Source organism: Rhabdaerophilum sp. SD176 (genome assembly GCF_030143245.1).
Classification (GTDB): Bacteria; Pseudomonadota; Alphaproteobacteria; order Rhizobiales; family Beijerinckiaceae; genus Rhabdaerophilum.
Window position 1 is genome coordinate 610,643 of record NZ_JARJNS010000002.1, and the last position, 17,065, is coordinate 627,707.

16 protein-coding genes and 1 other RNA gene are annotated in these 17,065 nt (G+C 64.3%); 12 read left to right on the forward strand and 5 right to left on the reverse strand.

All coding sequences use genetic code 11. The annotated features are described in order from the left end of the window. Positions 1–44: 44 nt before the first annotated feature. Positions 45–1,433, reverse strand: a complete 1,389-nt coding sequence (gene fumC / locus P0652_RS06690; RefSeq protein ID WP_502947477.1) for a class II fumarate hydratase — start codon at positions 1,431–1,433, stop codon at positions 45–47. 156 nt (positions 1,434–1,589) lie between these two features. Between fumC and P0652_RS06695 the strand changes: the two genes are divergently transcribed. Further along, positions 1,590–2,786: a DUF1176 domain-containing protein gene (locus tag P0652_RS06695; RefSeq protein ID WP_284177988.1), complete on the forward strand. Its 1,197-nt coding sequence runs from the start codon at positions 1,590–1,592 to the stop codon at positions 2,784–2,786. 9 nt (positions 2,787–2,795) lie between these two features. On the opposite strand, the gene P0652_RS06700 is transcribed toward P0652_RS06695, so the two are convergent. Continuing rightward, complete coding sequence (locus P0652_RS06700) at positions 2,796–3,452, reverse strand: SspB family protein (RefSeq protein WP_284177989.1); 657 nt, start codon at positions 3,450–3,452, stop codon at positions 2,796–2,798. Positions 3,453–3,530: 78 nt separating this feature from the next. After that, positions 3,531–3,885, reverse strand: a transfer-messenger RNA (tmRNA) gene (gene ssrA / locus P0652_RS06705). A 155-nt stretch (positions 3,886–4,040) separates the two neighbouring features. Here ssrA and P0652_RS06710 point away from each other — a divergent pair. The 7 genes from P0652_RS06710 to P0652_RS06740 all read left to right on the forward strand — a co-directional run bounded on the left by P0652_RS06710 (position 4,041) and on the right by P0652_RS06740 (position 9,874). Beyond that, positions 4,041–4,361 carry a DUF2853 family protein gene (locus P0652_RS06710; RefSeq protein ID WP_284177991.1) on the forward strand — a complete coding sequence of 107 codons (321 nt, stop codon included), beginning with the start codon at positions 4,041–4,043 and terminating at the stop codon, positions 4,359–4,361. A 123-nt stretch (positions 4,362–4,484) separates the two neighbouring features. Continuing rightward, positions 4,485–5,279 carry a thymidylate synthase gene (locus P0652_RS06715; protein WP_284177992.1) on the forward strand — a complete coding sequence of 265 codons (795 nt, stop codon included), beginning with the start codon at positions 4,485–4,487 and terminating at the stop codon, positions 5,277–5,279. Further along, complete coding sequence (locus P0652_RS06720; RefSeq protein ID WP_284177993.1) at positions 5,279–5,812, forward strand: dihydrofolate reductase; 534 nt, start codon at positions 5,279–5,281, stop codon at positions 5,810–5,812. The genes P0652_RS06715 and P0652_RS06720 overlap by 1 nt, the downstream gene beginning before the upstream one ends. 66 nt (positions 5,813–5,878) lie before the next feature. Then, a complete protein-coding gene (gene hflK / locus P0652_RS06725) occupies positions 5,879–7,018 on the forward strand; it encodes an FtsH protease activity modulator HflK (RefSeq protein WP_284177994.1) in 1,140 nt (379 codons plus the stop codon). After that, entirely contained in the window at positions 7,018–7,893 is an 876-nt protein-coding gene (gene hflC / locus P0652_RS06730; RefSeq protein ID WP_284177995.1) for a protease modulator HflC, read from the forward strand. Before hflK ends, hflC begins: the two co-directional genes overlap by 1 nt. Positions 7,894–8,032: 139 nt before the next feature. Further along, positions 8,033–8,239, forward strand: a complete 207-nt coding sequence (locus P0652_RS06735; RefSeq protein ID WP_284177996.1) for a DUF2065 domain-containing protein — start codon at positions 8,033–8,035, stop codon at positions 8,237–8,239. A 99-nt stretch (positions 8,240–8,338) separates the two neighbouring features. Then, positions 8,339–9,874, forward strand: a complete 1,536-nt coding sequence (locus P0652_RS06740) for a Do family serine endopeptidase (RefSeq protein ID WP_284177997.1) — start codon at positions 8,339–8,341, stop codon at positions 9,872–9,874. Positions 9,875–9,949: 75 nt separating this feature from the next. On the opposite strand, the gene serB is transcribed toward P0652_RS06740, so the two are convergent. After that, on the reverse strand, positions 9,950–10,855 hold the full coding sequence (gene serB, locus P0652_RS06745) for a phosphoserine phosphatase SerB (RefSeq protein ID WP_284177998.1): 906 nt from the start codon (positions 10,853–10,855) through the stop codon (positions 9,950–9,952). Between the two features lie 66 nt (positions 10,856–10,921). Between serB and miaA the strand changes: the two genes are divergently transcribed. Further along, the gene (gene miaA, locus P0652_RS06750; protein ID WP_284177999.1) at positions 10,922–11,827 is read left to right on the forward strand and encodes a tRNA (adenosine(37)-N6)-dimethylallyltransferase MiaA; all 906 of its coding nucleotides are present in this window, start codon (positions 10,922–10,924) and stop codon (positions 11,825–11,827) included. A gap of 15 nt (positions 11,828–11,842) precedes the next feature. Here miaA and P0652_RS06755 read toward each other — a convergent pair whose 3' ends face one another. Continuing rightward, positions 11,843–13,279 (reverse strand): GGDEF domain-containing protein, encoded by a 1,437-nt coding sequence (locus tag P0652_RS06755; protein WP_284178000.1) that lies wholly within the window; start codon positions 13,277–13,279, stop codon positions 11,843–11,845. Between the two features lie 435 nt (positions 13,280–13,714). On the opposite strand from P0652_RS06755, the gene P0652_RS06760 reads away from it, so the two are divergent. The 3 genes from P0652_RS06760 to ilvN are packed head-to-tail and all read left to right on the forward strand — an operon-like array spanning position 13,715 to position 17,006. After that, complete coding sequence (locus P0652_RS06760) at positions 13,715–15,475, forward strand: acetolactate synthase 3 large subunit (RefSeq protein WP_284178001.1); 1,761 nt, start codon at positions 13,715–13,717, stop codon at positions 15,473–15,475. Positions 15,476–15,477: 2 nt separating this feature from the next. Continuing rightward, positions 15,478–16,449: a threonine dehydratase gene (locus P0652_RS06765; RefSeq protein ID WP_284178002.1), complete on the forward strand. Its 972-nt coding sequence runs from the start codon at positions 15,478–15,480 to the stop codon at positions 16,447–16,449. A 14-nt stretch (positions 16,450–16,463) separates the two neighbouring features. Then, positions 16,464–17,006, forward strand: a complete 543-nt coding sequence (gene ilvN / locus P0652_RS06770; protein ID WP_284178004.1) for an acetolactate synthase small subunit — start codon at positions 16,464–16,466, stop codon at positions 17,004–17,006. Positions 17,007–17,065: the final 59 nt, after the last annotated feature.

Below are 17,065 nucleotides of genomic sequence, written 5' to 3' on the forward strand. Positions count from 1 at the left end.
GTTTTGTGATGAATCCCGGTTTAAGGCGATTGTCGGAATGCCGCTCAGCCCGGTGAGATCATGTTTTCTGGGCGGACGATGGCATCGAAATCATCCGCCGGGATGCCGTCCTTGATCGCTTCCTCGCGCAGGGTCGTGCCGTTCTTGTGCGCGGTCTTGGCGATCTTCGCCGCGCGGTCATAGCCGTATTTTTCCTTCAGCGGCGTGACCAGCATCAGCGAGTTGCGCAGGCCGGCCTCGATATTGTCGAGGCGCGGCTCGATGCCGACAACGCAATTGTCGGTAAAGGACACCGCCGCATCGGCCAGAAGGCGGACCGATTGCAGGAAATTATAGGCCATCATCGGGTTGAAGACGTTCAGCTCGAAATGGCCCTGGCTGCCGGCAAAGCCGATCGCGGCATTGTTGCCATGGATATGCGCGGCGACCTGGGTCAGCGCCTCGCACTGGGTCGGGTTGACCTTGCCCGGCATGATCGAGGAGCCCGGCTCGTTTTCCGGCAAAGCGAGTTCGCCGAGGCCGGCGCGCGGGCCCGAACCGAGGAAGCGGATATCGTTGGCGATCTTGAAGCAGCTCATTGCCACGGTGGTGATGGCGCCATGGGTCATGACCATCGCGTCATGGGCGGCCAACGCCTCGAACTTGTTCGGGGCCGAGGTGAAGGGCAGGCCGGTGATGCCGGCGATCTTTTCCGCCACCTTCTCGGCAAAGCCGACCGGCGAGGCGAGGCCGGTGCCGACGGCGGTGCCGCCCTGCGCGAGTTCCATCAGCATCGGCAACGTCATCTCGACGCGGGCAATGCCGTTCTCGATCTGCTTGGCATAGCCGGAGAATTCCTGGCCGAGCGTGACGGGCGTGGCATCCTGCGTGTGGGTGCGGCCGATCTTGATGATATGCGCCCAGGCTTTCGCCTTTGCATCCAGCGCGTGGTGCAGGTGCTTCAAGGCCGGCAGCAGCCGCTCCACCACTTCCGCGGCGCAGGCAATGTGCATCGCCGTCGGGAAGGTGTCGTTCGAGGATTGCGACATGTTGACATGGTCATTCGGATGGACCGGCTTCTTCGAGCCCATCTCGCCGCCGAGCATCTCGATGGCCCGGTTCGAGATGACCTCGTTGGCATTCATGTTCGACTGCGTGCCGGAGCCGGTCTGCCAGACCACCAGCGGGAAATGCGCGTCATGCTTGCCGTCAATCACTTCCTGCGCGGCTTCGATGATGGTGGCGCCGAGCTTCGGATCCAGCTTGCCGAGCGCGATATTGGCCTCGGCCGCAGCCCGCTTGACGATGCCGAGCGCCTTGACGATCGGCTGCGGCTGCTTTTCCCAGCCGATCTTGAAGTTCCCGAGGCTGCGCTGCGCCTGTGCACCCCAGTAGACAGCCTGGTCCACCTCGATCGGGCCAAAAGTATCGGTTTCGATGCGCGTCGCCATGATCGCCTCTCGCTGGTCGTGTCGGATGCTGCGCTCGCTAACACGCGGCGGGAGCGGCTTCAACCGCGACGCAAGTCGTGCCCGGCCGGGGGGGGGAGGCCTGTGCCGTTGTTTTGACAGGACGGGCGGCGCGTGCCACGTTTTCGGCAGAGCAGGGGCATGGATATGAGACGTTTGCGGTTCGCCTTCTTTCTGGCGCTGGGCTGCGGCTGGTCCGCCGGTGGAACGGCGCAGAACGTGCCGCCGCCGCCGAACGAGATCGACCTCAAGCTGTTCGACAAGGCGGAGGTGGATCGCTCCAAGGGGTGTTCGCTGGCGCTCTGGCAGGCCAACCGCGACCCGGAGAATGACCGCTTTGCCTTCATTTTCACCGAGCGATTCCGCGGGACGGCGCATCAGCGCGAGGCGGCGCAGATCAAGATCGGAACGAGCATCATTCCGCTCCAGCGGGTGAGCACGGGCGGCAAGAGCGAGGGATACGATCTCTATCCGTTTCAGCTCTACAAGATGCCGGACGAGCAGGGCTATGTCGTGCTGGACCTCAAGCTCGAGCCCGAACAAGGCGAGGCGGTGGAGGTTTCCAGCGGCAAGCTGATGGTGACGATGCTCGGCAAGCTGGCCTTTCGTGCTTCCGTCAAGGGTGGGGCCGGCTGTTCCGGGCCGCCGCTGCCGGGCCCTTCCGCCGCACCGGTCGTAACCGCTCCCGTGCCACGCGGCGGCCCGCTGGGCGCTCCGCCGAATGTTGCGGGTGGCCCGCTCACGGCCGTGACGATGGCGCCTGGCGGGGCCGCAGGCGGCACGCTTTCCGCCAGCAGCCAGACCCGCCCGCCCGTTCCGGCTCAGGCGGCCCGGGCGGCTGTTGCCGGGCCGGAGATGTTCGAACGCTATTCGGTGCGCCAGCAGCAGGTGCCGGCCCGGTTCCTGCAAGGCATCAACAAGCGCTTCGGGTGCACCGTGCCGGCGCAGCGCAATGGCATTACCGGGTTCCAGATGTCCGAGGAATCCGCGATCTGGCAGATCCCCTGTGACCGGTTCGGCCAGAACCAGACCTCGGTTTTTGCGCTCGTCTACCTGCCGGCGCCGGACCAGCAATACGAGATCCTTGAAACGCCTTCACCACGCGGGCTCAACCGCAAGCTGGATTCCGGCGTGCTGATGTCCGCGCAGTGGGATGTCCGCAGCCGGACGGTGACGTCGCTCTATCCGGCCAGCGATCGGCAGGATTGCGGCATTTTCGAACGCCATGCCGTGACACGGGAAGGCAAGCTCGCGCTGGTGGAATTCCGGGAGAAGACGCGGTGCGACGGCGTGGCCGGACGCCCTGACCAATGGCCGCTGGTTTTCGGACGCCGGTGACGCGGGTGATTACTTCTTCTTCCGGAAGGCTTCGAGGCTGACGACCTCCGCACCGCTGCCAGCGGGCTTTTCGTCCTCGGGGGCTGCAGGAGCAACCGGCTTGGCACGGGATTTCCGGCCCGTCGGCACTTTCTCTACCGTTTCAGCCTGTTTCGGATCGCTGTTTTCCTGCACGGTCGACGGCTCCGGCGCAGCCCGCTTGCGCGATTTGCCGCTCTCGAGGGTGGCGATCGCCTCGAGTTGATCTTTCACGCTCGGCTCTTCCGGATCCTCGCCGGAATCATTGTCTGCCTGTGCCTCGTCCGGCGAGAATTTCAGCCCGAACTGGACCGAGGGATCATAGAAGCCGGTCAGGGCCTCGTAAGGCACGAGCAGGCGCTCCGGTACGCCGCCGAAGGACAGGCCAACCTCGAAATTGTGGTCACCGACGATCAGGTCCCAGAACTGGTGCTGCAGGACGATCGTCATTTCTTCCGGGTATTTCTCGCGCAGCCGGGTGGACAGACGCACGCCCGGCGCCTGCGAGCGGAAAGTGATGTAGAAATGATGTTCGCCCGGCAGGCCCGATTTCGCGGCATCCTGCAGGACCTTGCGCACGACACCGAGCAGGGCTTCCTGCACCATGACATCATAGCGGATCAGGTCTTCGGACGGCGAATCGGTCATGGGGCCCCTTGGCGTCGGCTACCGGACAAGACCCTGATTCTCCGGATCCGGAAAGAGGCGGAGCCCGGCGGTCAGGAAAGTGGCAGGCTTCTGTTGCCAGGCGCCTGCCGGCCCCGCCCTACGGTGCTACCCGCAAGGACTTAGGTTCGGAATTCCAAACCGCGTTACGCGGCCTGGGCAACCGGAGCATAGTTGTCATTCGCAACTATAGGTTTGACCCGATAACGGCGGTATCATGCCGAGCGAAAGTCTACCCTTTACGCCCTCGTCGATCCTGTTTCGCCCCCGCCTCAAGGCCGCATGCGGCCTTGAGGTGGAGGCGCCGGGTACCGCCCCCGGGTCCGATGGGTTTATTACGACAGCCGTTTATCGCCATAGTCGCCACGAGGACGACACGCTCAATATAGGGGTGTTGTGCGCCGAATTGAAGGGATAAACGCAGAATCTTCACGGTCGCGGCATTTCCCGCGGGAATGGTGGATTTTCTCGGAAATCCGGTGGCATTCGTTGTGGAATCGTGATCCATTTGCGTGTGCAGCCTGGCCGGATGGCCGGCTTCCGATGAATGTCGTGTGGGAGGGAACGTGCATGGATCATCTTGCAGACGTAAAGAAATACACCGCCAAGGTGGATGAGGCTGCCGTCACCGGCATGGCCAAGACCTATGCGCTCGTGATGAGCAAGCCGGATACGCGTTATGTCGCCGCTTCCGACCCTGAAGAGGTCAAGCGCGTGGTCGAGAATTTCTGCAAGAAGAAGCTTGGCCGCAAGGAAAGCGATGCTGACCTGACCGCTGTGGTCAAGGCGCAATGCGAGAAGATGAAGGCGGACCGCACGAAGTCGCGCATCACCGTCTATTATCTGATCGCGGAGCATTTCAACCAGCTCTCGATGTTCCACCCGAAGTGACGCCTCGCAGGCGCCGCCGCCACGCCCTTGAAGTGGTGTGACGGGTTGTGAATGGCCGGTCGCGACCGGCCATTTTCATCATGCGCCGCCGATCTTGTCCGTCGCCCAGCCCCGGACCTGGCCATGCAGATCTACCTTGACCTGATGCAGCGCGTCCTCGACGAGGGCGTCCCCAAGCAGGACCGGACCGGCACCGGCACGCTGTCGCTTTTCGGAGCGCAGATGCGCTTTGACCTGGCGGAGGGCTTTCCGCTTGTCACCACCAAGAAGCTGCATCTGAAATCGATCATCCACGAGCTGATCTGGTTCCTCGCCGGTGACACCAATATCAAGTACCTGAACGAAAACGGCGTTTCGATCTGGGATGAATGGGCCGACGAGACGGGCGACCTTGGCCCCGTCTATGGCCGCCAGTGGCGGAGCTGGGCCAAGCCGGATGGCGGGGTCGTCGACCAGATCGCGGAATTGCTGGTCGAGATCCGCCGCAACCCGGATTCGCGCCGGCTGATCGTCTCGGCCTGGAACCCTGCTGACATTCCCGACATGGCGCTGGCGCCCTGCCATTGCCTGTTCCAGTTCCATGTCGCGGCCGGGCGGCTGTCCTGCCAACTATACCAGCGTTCGGCGGACCTTTTCCTCGGCGTGCCGTTCAACATCGCATCCTATGCGCTGCTGACGCATATGATCGCGCAGGTGACCGGGCTCAAGCCGGGTGATTTCGTGCATTCTTTCGGGGATGTGCATCTCTATTCCAACCATCTCGAGCAGGCGCGCCTACAATTGACGCGGCAGCCCCGCCCTCTGCCGGTGCTGAAGCTCAACCCTTCGGTGACCGATCTTTTCGCTTTCCGCTTCGAGGATGTCGCCATCGAGGGATATGATCCGCATCCTGCCATCAAGGCGCCGGTCGCGGTGTGATGGCGGAACATCCTGCTCCCGGGTCGGGTGCCCGGATCGTTATCGTCGCCGCCGTGGCGCGGAACGGCGTCATCGGGCGCGACAACCGCCTGCTCTGGCGGCTGAAATCCGACATGAGACATTTCCGCGCGCTGACCATGGGCAAGCCGATCCTGATGGGGCGCAAGACATTCGACTCCATCGGCAAGCCGCTGCCCGGCCGGCATACGGTCGTCATCACCCGGAATCGCGGCTGGGCCTATCCCGGTGTTGTCGTGGCGCCGGATCCGGAAAGCGGGCTCGTGCTGGCCCGCGCGCTTGCGGAACAGCACGAGCAGGATGAAGTGATCATCGGCGGCGGCAGCGAGATCTACCGCCATTTCCTGCCTCGTGCCGACCGGCTCGAGATCACCGAGGTCGATCTTTTGCCAGATGGCGATGCCGTTTTTCCGGCCATCGATGCGCTCGTCTGGCGGGAAGCAAGCCGGCAATCCTTCACCAAGAATGCCGATGACGAGGCAGACTTTCGCTTTGTCACATACCTTCGGCGTTGACCTTCGCGTGTCGAAGACCCAAATGAACATCGTCAAGAACGGGAATGGCCGGAGAGAAAGCGCTTCATGAGTAACGGACCCTGGCAGCCAAGGGGGCAGGGCCCCCGCAACCCAAACCCATGGGGCTCCGGCCCCTCGGGCGGCGGCGGACGTGAGCCACCGGACCTCGAAGACATCCTCCGGCGGAGCCAGGACAAGCTGCGGCGCGTGCTGCCGGGCGGTGGCCCGGGCGGCGAGGGCGGCGGGCTTTCCAAGCTCGGCGCCGTCGGCATCGCCTTCCTCGGCCTGCTGGCCGTTGTCGGCTGGATGCTGACCGGTTTCTACACGGTCCGGCCCAACGAAATGGGTATCGAGCGCGTCTTCGGCCGCTTTGCCGCGATCACCGCGCCGGGCCTGAACTGGAACTGGCCCTATCCGATCGGCCGTATCGACAAGCCGACCATCGGCGTGCAGACGATTGAAATTGGCCTGCGCAGTGGTGCCGGCCCGCGCGGCGGCGTCCGGGATATCCGCGAGGAAAGCCTGATGCTGACCGGCGACGAGAATATCGTCGACGTCGATTTCTCGGTTCTCTGGCTCGTCGATGCGCGCCGACCCCAGGATTTCGTCTTCAACCTCAAGAGCCCGGAAGCCACGGTGAAAGCCGTCGCCGAAAGCGCGATGCGTGAGATTGTCGGCCGGCGCGACATCCAGCCGATCCTCACCGGCGCCCGCCTCGAAATCGAGCGCGCGGTGCAGGACCTGATGCAGAAGACGCTGAATACCTATGGCGCCGGCATTATCGTGCAGCAGGTCCAGCTGATGAAGGTTGACCCGCCCGCCGAGGTCATCGATGCGTTCCGCGACGTCCAGGCAGCCCGTGCAGACCAGGAACGCGCGCAGAACGAGGCGCAGACCTATGCCAACAAGGTCATCCCGGAAGCACGCGGTGAAGCCTCGCGCATCACCCAGCGGGCCGAGGCCGAGCGCGAGCGCATGATCGCGGACGCCCGAGGCGAGGCCGCGCGCTTCATCTCGATCCTCGACGAATACCAGAAGGCGCCGGCAATCACCCGGCAGCGCCTCTATCTCGAATCTATCGAACGGATCTATGGTGGCATGGACAAGATCATCATCGACCAGGGCAAGCAGCAGAACGGTGTCGTGCCGCTCCTGCCGCTCAACGACCTGATGCGCCGCAGCGCCAACGGGCAGGAGAAGCGCTGATGATCCGCTCCGTTCTCGCCTTCATTCTTGCCGGCCTGGTTGTGGTCGGCGGGTCGGCGCTCTTCGTCGTCGACCAGACCGAGCAGGTGATCGTCACCCAGTTCGGCCAGCCGCGGCGCGTCATCACCACGCCGGGCCTCAACGTGAAGATGCCGTTTATCCAGAACGTCATCTCGATGGACCGGCGCACTCTCGATCTCGAGACGCCCTCGGTCGAAGCCATCACGTCTGACCAGAAGCGCCTTGTCGTCGATACATTCGCGCGCTATCGGATCGAAAACCCGCTCCGCTTCTTCCAGGCGACCGGCGGATCGATGATCCGGGGCAACCAGCAGCTTGGCACCTTCATGGACGCCGCCCTGCGCCGCGTGCTCGGTGAGTCCACCTTCCAGCTTGTCGTGAAAGATGACCGGCAGGGGCTGATCACCCGCATCCGCGACCAGGTGAATGTCGAGGCCCAGGCGCTCGGCGTGGCCATTGTCGACATCCGTATCCGGCGTGCCGACCTGCCGGAACAGAACAGCCAGGCCGTTTTCCGCCGGATGCAGACCGAGCGGCAGCGCGAAGCGGCCGAGTTGCGCGCGCAGGGGACGGAAATCTCCGACCGCATCCGCGCGCAGGCCGACCGTACGGTCACGGTGACCAAGGCCGAGGCCGACCGGCTTGCCCGCGAAGCCCTCGGTAAGGGCGAAGCGGAACGGACCCGCCTGCTCGCGGATTCCTACAATCGCGACGCCGAGTTCTTCGCTTTCTACCGGTCGATGCAGGCCTATGAAACCGGCCTGAAATCGGGTGATACGCGGCTGGTCATCACGCCGGAGAGCGAGTTCTTCAAGTATCTGAACAACCCGGCCGGCGCAGGCCGGGACAAGTGAACCAACGGGCCGGCGCCTCCAGCGCCGGCCTTCTTCGTGAAACTTGCCGTTGATCCCAGGGGTCAAGCAGAAGCGAGGCACGCATGGGAGCTGGTCCTGAGCGGGGGTGCATTGCCTCCGGGCCACGTGGTGTGAGACGATGAGTGAGTTTCTCACGGCGTTGGCCCTTATGTTCGCGATCGAGGGGCTGAGTTTCGCGGCGTTTCCGGGCGCGATGCGAAAGGCACTTCGGGATGCCTCGGAGATGCCGGAGCGCCTTCTCCGCATTCTCGGTTTTGCCGCGGCCGGACTGGGGGTTTTCCTTGTCTGGGCCAGCAAGGGTTTTCCGGCGTTCAACCTGTTGTGATCGCAGAAAAAAGTGATGATTGTGTCGCGTTTGTGCCGCAATTGAACCTTTTGAAATAAGCTGTCGCGGGCGGCGATGGCATGGAGATGAACGAGGGTCATGATGTCGATGGAAACCATCCCGGCGAAAACCGGGTTCACGACGGATCTGGCAGGACAGGCGGTTGCCGGCTTGGTGCCGCGCCTGCGTCGCGCGGCGGGGGCGGCGGCTCTGGCCGTGGTCGTCCTGCTGCCGAATGTTGCCGCGGTCCAGGCGCGCGGTCCTGAAGCGATCGCCGATACCGCCGAGCGTGTCATGGATGCGGTGGTCAATATCAAGGCGAACCAGCGCCAGGCGCAGCGTTCCGTGCCGATGCCTCAGATGCCGCCGGGCTCGCCCTTCGAGGACCTGTTCAACGATTTCTTCAACCGGCGCGGGCCGGGTGGTCCCGGTGCGCCGGGCCCGCAGCCGAACCAGCGCGCCTCGTCGCTCGGATCGGGTTTCGTGATCGATGCCGGCGGCACGGTCGTGACGAACAACCACGTCATTGCCGAGGCGAACGAGATCACCGTCGTCTTCAATGACGGGACCGAACTCAAGGCTGAGGTCGTGGGCAAGGATGCCAAGACCGATATCGCCGTGCTGAAGGTCAAGTCCGACAAGCCGCTGAAATTCGTCAAGTTCGGTGACAGCGAAAAGCTGCGCATCGGCGAATGGGTCATTGCCATCGGCAACCCGTTCGGCTTCGGCGGCTCGGTTTCTGCGGGGATTGTCTCGGCCAAGCAGCGCAACATCCGCTCCGGCCCCTATGACAGCTTCATCCAGACCGATGCGGCCATCAACAAGGGCAATTCGGGCGGTCCGCTGTTCAACCTCGAAGGAGATGTCGTCGGCATCAATACGGCGATCATCTCGCCGTCGGGCGGCTCGATCGGCATCGGCTTCTCGGTGCCGGCCTCGATTGCCGTGCCGGTGATCGACCAGCTGAAGGAATTCGGCGAGACCCGCCGCGGCTGGCTTGGCGTGGCCATCCAGGATGTGGATGACGACACCGCCGATGCCCTCAAGCTGGGCCGTGCCCGCGGTGCGATGGTGATCAATGTTGACGACAAGGGCCCGGCCAAATCTGCCGGTCTCGAGCGCGAGGACGTCATTATCCGCTTCGACGGCAAGGATATCCGTCGTTCGAACGACCTGCCGCGCATCGTTGCGCAGACGCCGATTGGCAAGGAAGTCGACGTGACGGTCTGGCGCGGCGGCAAGGAAGTCGCGAAGCGCGTCACGCTCGGGCGCCTTGACGAAACCCCGCAGAAGGCCTCTGTCCAGACGCGCGAACCGCAGAACAATACGTCCAGCGCCCCGGTCCTCGGGCTGGATGTGACGCCGGTCACGGCCGATCTGCGCCGCCGCTACAACATCAAGGATGGCGTGGATGGCGTGGTCGTCACCCGGGTCGATCCGAATTCCGTGGCGGCTGAACGCCGCATCTCGGTCGGCGATGTGATCGTCGAGGTGCAGCGTGAGGCGGTCCGCAGCGCGGCGGATATCCGCAAGCGGCTTGACACGCTGAAGGCCCAGGGCCAGCGCCGCGCGCTCTTCTACGTGGCCACCGGCCCGGAAGGAACGCTGCGCTACGTGACGCTGCCCATCAACTGAGGCTCGGTCTTCATGCGGAAACGAGGGCATCCGGCCGCAAGCCGGGTGCCCTTTTTCTTGGGTGAAAGATACGCCTCAGCGGAGGATGTCTTCCTCGCGGTAGCCCTGGAAGAACAGCAGGGCCGAGAGATCGCCATGGTCGATCCGGGCATGGGCAGCCTCGGCGACGATCGGCTTGGCACGGAACGCGACACCCAGCCCGGCCTCGGCGAGCATGGCGAGGTCATTCGCGCCGTCGCCTACGGCCAAGGAGGCCTCCGGCGAGAGGGAGAAACGGCTGCGCAGTTCCTCAAGGGTCTGGCGCTTGGCCTCCTTCCCGAGGATCGGCTCCGCCACGGTCCCCGCGAAATGTCCGTTATCCACGTTCAACGTGTTTGAGCGGTGCATGTGGAAGCCGATCTTCTGCGAGATCGGGCCGGTGAAGACGGTGAAGCCGCCCGAGACGAGGGCGGTGTAGGCGCCGTGATGCCGCATCGTGGCGACGAGTTCCCGCCCGCCCGGCGTCAGGGTGATCCGGTCGGCGATCAGCGTCTCGACGATCGTGACGGGCAGGCCCTTCAGAAGGGCGACGCGCTCGCGCAGGGCCGGTTCGAACGCGATTTCGCCGCGCATGGCCCGCTCGGTGATCGCGCTGACATGCGCCTTGAGCCCGGCTGCATCGGCGAGCTCATCGATGCATTCCTGGCCGATCATGGTGGAATCCATGTCGGCAAGGAAGAGGCGCTTGCGGCGGCCCGCGCCGGGCTGGACAACGAGATCGACCGGCAGCGCGCCCATGGCCTCGCGCAGGGCGCTGGTCCAGCGGGCGGGATCTTCCGCAGTGGTGAAATGGAAATCCGCGGCATGGCCGGTCGACAGGATGGCGACTTCCGCAGCCGGGAGTACCGAACGAGCCCGCGCAATGGCGGCCATGTCGAGGCAGCGCTCACCCGGGGCGCTCACGAGGGTGGCCACCAGGGCGCGCGACGTGGAGTGGGGCATGGGCTCGCCTTCTCAACAGCAAGAGGATAGGAACCGGCGGTATCGACCTCGTCGGGAAATGGCAAGATGTCCTTCGCCACTTTGATTGCCGGCCCTACGGCCAGCGGAAAATCGGCCCTGGCGGTCGCCCTTGCCGAGCGGCAGGGCGGCGTGGTCGTCAATGCCGATTCGATGCAGGTCTATGCCGATCTCTCGGTGCTCTCGGCACGGCCGACAGCGGAAGAGACGGCGCGGGTTCCCCATGTCCTCTACGGGTTCGTGCCGGCCGCCGAGGAATTTTCGGTCGGGCGATATCTCGAGGCGATCACCCCGCTGGTGGCCGATGCGCGGGCGGGGGGCGCGCCCCTTTTCATTGTGGGGGGGACGGGCCTCTATTTCCGGGCGCTGGTAGAGGGGCTGGTGCCGACGCCGGCCATTCCGCCGGAGATCCGGGCGCAGTGGCGGGCCCGCGCGGAAGCCGGGCATGACCTTCATGCCGAGCTTGCGCTTCGTGATCCGGCCCGCGCTGGCCAATTGCACCCCGCCGACCGGCCACGGCTGCTGCGGGCCATCGAATTGCATGCCGCGACGGGAAAGCCCTATTCGCAATGGCTGGCGGAGAATCCCGGCTTGCCGGCTCTCGCCGCCGGAGAATGGCGCGGCCTCTTTCTCGATCCGCTGCGCGGGCCGCTCCATGCGGCGATCGATGCCCGCTTCCGGGGGATGATCGCAGCCGGCGCGCTTGAGGAGGTCCGGCGGCTGGTGGAGCGGCAGCCGGCCTTGCCGCGCAATCTCGGCATCATGAAGGCCCATGGCGTGCCGCATCTGGCGGATCATCTCGCCGGGCATATCGATCTCGATACGGCGATCACGCGCGGGCAGGCCGATACACGGGCCTATGCCCGCCGGCAGGTGATCTTCGCCCGGCGCTACCTCGCCCCGCCTTGCTGGCAATGGTTCGGGCATGCGGATGCGGCGATGGCGGCGGTATAAGCCTTGCGCGCCGCGTCAGGCGGCCGCGGTGGCGCTCTTCGGTCCGGCCTGGACATCGATTTCGGTCGCGACCTTGTTCCGGCCACTGCGCTTGGCTGTGTAGAGCGCCCGGTCCGCCCGGTTGATCAGGTCGTCGAGATTCGACGTCTTGCGGTTCAGCGCGATACCGATGCTGATCGTGCAGCGGATTTCCTGCTCGCCAGTGACGACAACGCTCTGCTCGACGGTCAGCCGAAGTTTCTCCGCGAAGGCAATGGCGGCTTCCGAATCGGTATCCGGCAGCAGGATCGTGAATTCCTCGCCGCCCATGCGAGCCGCGATGTCGGTGTTCGGGCGCAACGGCGCCTTGAGGATATCCGCGACACGCCGGAGAACCGTGTCGCCCGCGGCATGGCCGAACGCATCGTTGATGCGCTTGAAATGATCGATGTCGATCGTGACCAACGCACAGGGCCGGTGGGCCGTCTGCGCTTCCGCCAGTTTGAGCATCGCCGCGTCGCGGAAAGCCCTTCGGTTCGGCAGGGATGTCAGCGGATCGAGATGCGCGAGGGCCCAGAGTTCCTGCTCGAGGCCGCGCCGCTGTTCCATCTCGTCCATCAGCATCTTGCGCTGGTGCTCGAGTTCGAGGAAGCCCTGCTTCATCTCGGTGATGTCGACCATGCTCACGAGCAGGCCGTCGCGCATCGGCGCGGCGTGCATCTGGTACCAGTGCGAGCCGGTGTCGCTCCGGTGATGGTGATCGAAGCTCTGGCCCTTGCCGCTGCGCAGGACGGCGAGGTGCCGGTCCCAGGGGCCGAGCGGTGCGCCATTGCCCAGCGCCGTCGTGATCGAGAGGCCCTGCAGCGCATCGAGATCCTCGTGTCCACAGATCTCGATCCCGCGCGCATTCGCGGCAATGATCCTCGCGTCGACGATCTCATTGTGCGAATCCCGGACGGGTTCGGCCACGAAGGCGCCATGCGGCATCGCATCGAGGACCGCCCGGAAAAATTCGTGCTTGTATTCGCGGGGAATGCACAGGACGACGAGGATCGGGCGCCCCTCCGCATCGGTGATGGGGAGGAAGAGGCATTCCCAGCGGTGCACCTTGGCCTGCGGACCGGATTGGTGGTTCACGCAGATCGCATCCCCTGCGAGGCTGGCCTCGCGGCCGCCGAGGCGATACAGTTCTCCTGCGTCCCGGCTGATCGTTGCGGTGGTTTTCGCCCCGAGAGGTGCGCCGGCATCATCCGGCACCAGGGCACCCGCATAGAGGAACGCGAGTTCTCCGTCCTCGGCCGGTTCGATGACAACAAGGTTCTGCCCGTATTGCTTCATTACATCGCGATCGAGCATGGCGATGGTCGCGGTTCCCGATGCTTTCCGCGCCGCACGGAAGCGCCGCAGAAGCAGGTTGGCTTCTGCACTCCGCAACCGGACCTCGAGGTCGGCGGTGAACAGTTCGTTACTCAATCGGGGTTCCACCGGAACTATGACAAAACTCACAGAAGGATGGGGCACAATGCTTGAGAAATCGTATGTGCCGCATAATCAGTTTAAACCGTACTTGATCGAAACGAGCTGCTTTTCCGCTGTTCTGAAAGCCGGCTACAGGATCAAGGAGGCGCGGGGAGGACGGCTCGGCGCGGCAGGGAATGCACGGGCTTGAGGCTTGGACAAATTGAGGATTGACGCTGTTTCCGGCGGTGTGTAGCGTGCCGTCCGAATTGCCGACGAGGGTTCGATGTCGCTTCTTATTGTACGCAGTGCGCCGAGGATGGGGCTGGCCTGAGCCAGAACTCCTTATCGGCGCGCATCCAAAGGCCCCCTGAGGGCCTTTTTTGTTGCCCGATCCTTCGCCCTGCCGAACCAGGAAGCCCACGAGCCGACCGATCACGGGAGACGACCATGAGTGAGATGATGACCGGCGCCGAAATGGTGGTGCGTGCGCTGCATGACCACGATGTGAACCACATTTTCGGTTATCCGGGCGGTGCGGTCCTTCCGATCTACGATGCGTTGTTCCAGCAGAATTCGGTCCAGCACATCCTCGTCCGTCATGAGCAGGGCGCCGTGCACTCAGCCGAGGGCTATGCGCGTTCTTCCGGCAAGGTGGGCGTGGTGCTCGTGACCTCCGGCCCCGGTGCCACCAACGCGGTGACCGGCCTGACCGATGCGCTGATGGATTCGATCCCGATCGTGTGCTTCACCGGCCAGGTGCCGACGCATCTCATCGGCTCGGATGCGTTCCAGGAATGCGACACGGTGGGCATTACCCGCCATTGCACCAAGCATAATTACCTCGTGAAGCGGATCGAGGACCTGCCGCGCATCATCCATGAGGCCTTCTATGTCGCCCGTTCGGGCCGCCCCGGCCCGGTGGTGATCGACGTGCCGAAGGACATCCAGTTCGCGCGCGGCGCCTACACGCCGCCGGGCGACATCATCCACAAATCCTACCGGCCGAAGATGGATGGCGACATCGCCCGGATCGAGGCCGCGCTCGCCTTGATGGCCAAGGCGAAGAAGCCGGTCTTCTATACCGGCGGCGGCATCATCAATTCCGGCCCGGAAGCGAGCCGCCTGCTGCGGGAATTCGCGCAGATCACCGGATTCCCGGTGACGTCGACCCTGATGGGCCTCGGGGCCTTCCCGGCCAACAACCCGCAATGGCTCGGCATGCTGGGGATGCACGGCACCTACGAGGCCAATCTCGCCATGCATGGCTGCGACGTGATGATCAATCTCGGCGCGCGCTTCGATGACCGGATCACAGGGCGGCTCGACGCCTTCTCGCCGGGATCGAAGAAGATCCATGTCGATATCGATCCGTCCTCGATCAACAAGAACGTCAAGGCCGATATCGGCATTGTCGGCGATTGCACCCGCGTGCTGGCGGAGATGATCCGCATCTGGCGCGAGAAGAAGTACCAGGCTGATCCCGAGGCGCTGAAGAGCTGGTGGGGCGAGATCAACAAGTGGCGGGCGCGCAATTCGCTCGGCTACGAGAATTCCGACAGCATCATCAAGCCGCAATATGCGATCGAGCGGCTCTATGCGCTCACCAAGGACCGCTCGACCTATGTGACGACCGAGGTGGGGCAGCATCAGATGTGGGCGGCCCAGCATTTCCATTTCGACGAACCGAACCGCTGGATGACGTCGGGCGGGCTCGGCACGATGGGCTATGGCCTGCCGGCGGCGATCGGCGTGCAGATGGCCCATCCGGACGCGCTGGTGATCGACATTGCCGGCGAGGCTTCGATCCTGATGAACATGCAGGAAATGTCGACGGCGGCGCAGTATCGCCTGCCGGTCAAGATCTTCATCCTCAACAACGAGTATATGGGCATGGTCCGGCAATGGCAGGAATTGCTGCATGGCGGCCGCTATTCCGAGAGCTATTCGAGCGCCTTGCCGGATTTCGTGAAGCTGGCCGAGGCCTATCACGCCAAGGGCATCCGCTGTGCTGACCCGGCGCAGCTCGATGCCGCGATCCAGGAGATGATCGATTATCCTGGCCCGGTGATCTTCGATTGCCTCGTCGCCAAGGAAGAGAATTGCTTCCCGATGATTCCCTCGGGCAAGGCGCATAACGAGATGATCCTGCCGGACTTCACCGGCAAGGTCGGCGATGTCATCGACGCCAAGGGCAAGCAGCTGGTGTGACGATGTTCAGCCTCACCGAACTCGAAGCCGCGCATCGCGTGGTGCAGGCGGCCATGCGGCCCACGCCGCAACTGGCCTGGCCGCTTCTTGCGGCCCGGCTCGGTGCAGAGCTGGTCGTCAAGCATGAGAACCACACGCCGACCGGCGCATTCAAGGTCCGGGGCGGGCTGGTCTATCTCGACCGGCTGAAGCGCGAGCGGCCGGGCGTGGCGGGCATCATCTCGGCGACGCGCGGCAATCACGGCCAGAGCCTCGCCTTTGCCGGCCGGCAGCATGGCGTCGGGGTGACGATCCTTGTGCCGCGCGGCAATTCCACCGAGAAGAATGCCGCGATGCAGGCCTTCGGCGCTGAACTGATCGAGCATGGCGAGGATTTCCAGGCCGCGCGCGAGGAGGCGATGCGCCTCGCCGCGACGCGCGGACTTGAAATGGTACCGTCCTTCCATCGCGACCTCGTCATGGGCGTGGCGACCTATGCGCTCGAGTTGCTCAGCGCCCATCCCGATCTCGCGCGGATCTATGTGCCGATCGGGCAGGGTTCGGGGATTTGCGGGTGCATCCTTGTGCGCGACCTGCTCGGCCTGAAGACCGAGATCATCGGTGTGCAATCCGTCGGGGCGCCGGCCTATGCCCTGTCCTTCGCGGCGGGCAAACTGGTCTCGACCGAGAGCGCCGTCACCCATGCCGACGGCATGGCGACCCGCGTGCCCGATCCGGAATCGCTCGAGATCGTCGCCAAGGGGGCAGCGCGCATCGTACAGGTGACCGATGACGAGATTGCCGCCGCGATCCGGACCTACTGGACCGATACCCATAATCTTGCCGAGGGCGCCGGAGCGGCGCCGCTGGCGGCTGCCCTGCAGGAACGCGACCGACTGACCGGCAAGACCGGCATCATCCTGTGTGGCGGCAATATCGATCTTGCCCTTTTCCAGCGCTGGGTCCTTGCATCCCCGGCCGCTGCTGCTGCGTGACGAGGAACGACGAGATGAAATCGCATTATGCCGACCAGACCGAAAAGCCCGTGACCGAGCGCCGGACCTTCTGCGTGCTGGTCGATAACGAGCCGGGTGTGCTGGCGCGGATCGCCGGGATGTTCTCCGGCCGGGGCTACAATATCGAGAGCCTGACGGTCTCGGAGACCGAGCACGAGAAGCATCTCTCCCGGATCACCATCGTCACCTCGGGAACGCCCTCGGTGCTGAACCAGATCGAGGCGCAGCTTGACCGTCTCGTGCCGGTGCACAAGGTGGTCAACCTCTCCGCCAAGGCCTCGATCGAGCGGGAACTGGCCCTCGTCAAGGTGGCGCAATATGGCGAGCATCGCGGTGAACACCGGATGGAGGCCTTGCGCCTCGCCACCGCCTTCGGTGCCAAGACGGTCGACGCGACGCTCAATTCCTTCATCTTCGAACTGGCCGGCCCGGCGGATGATGTCGAGCGTTTCATCAACCTGATGACGGCAATCGGCCTTGTCGAGGTTTCCCGGACCGGCGCGGCGGCGATCGCCCGCGGGGCGGAGGAAATGTAAGCGATGGGGTGGACGCCCCCCGACGGCATCGATGTGCCAAGGTGGCGGGTGTTGAAGCA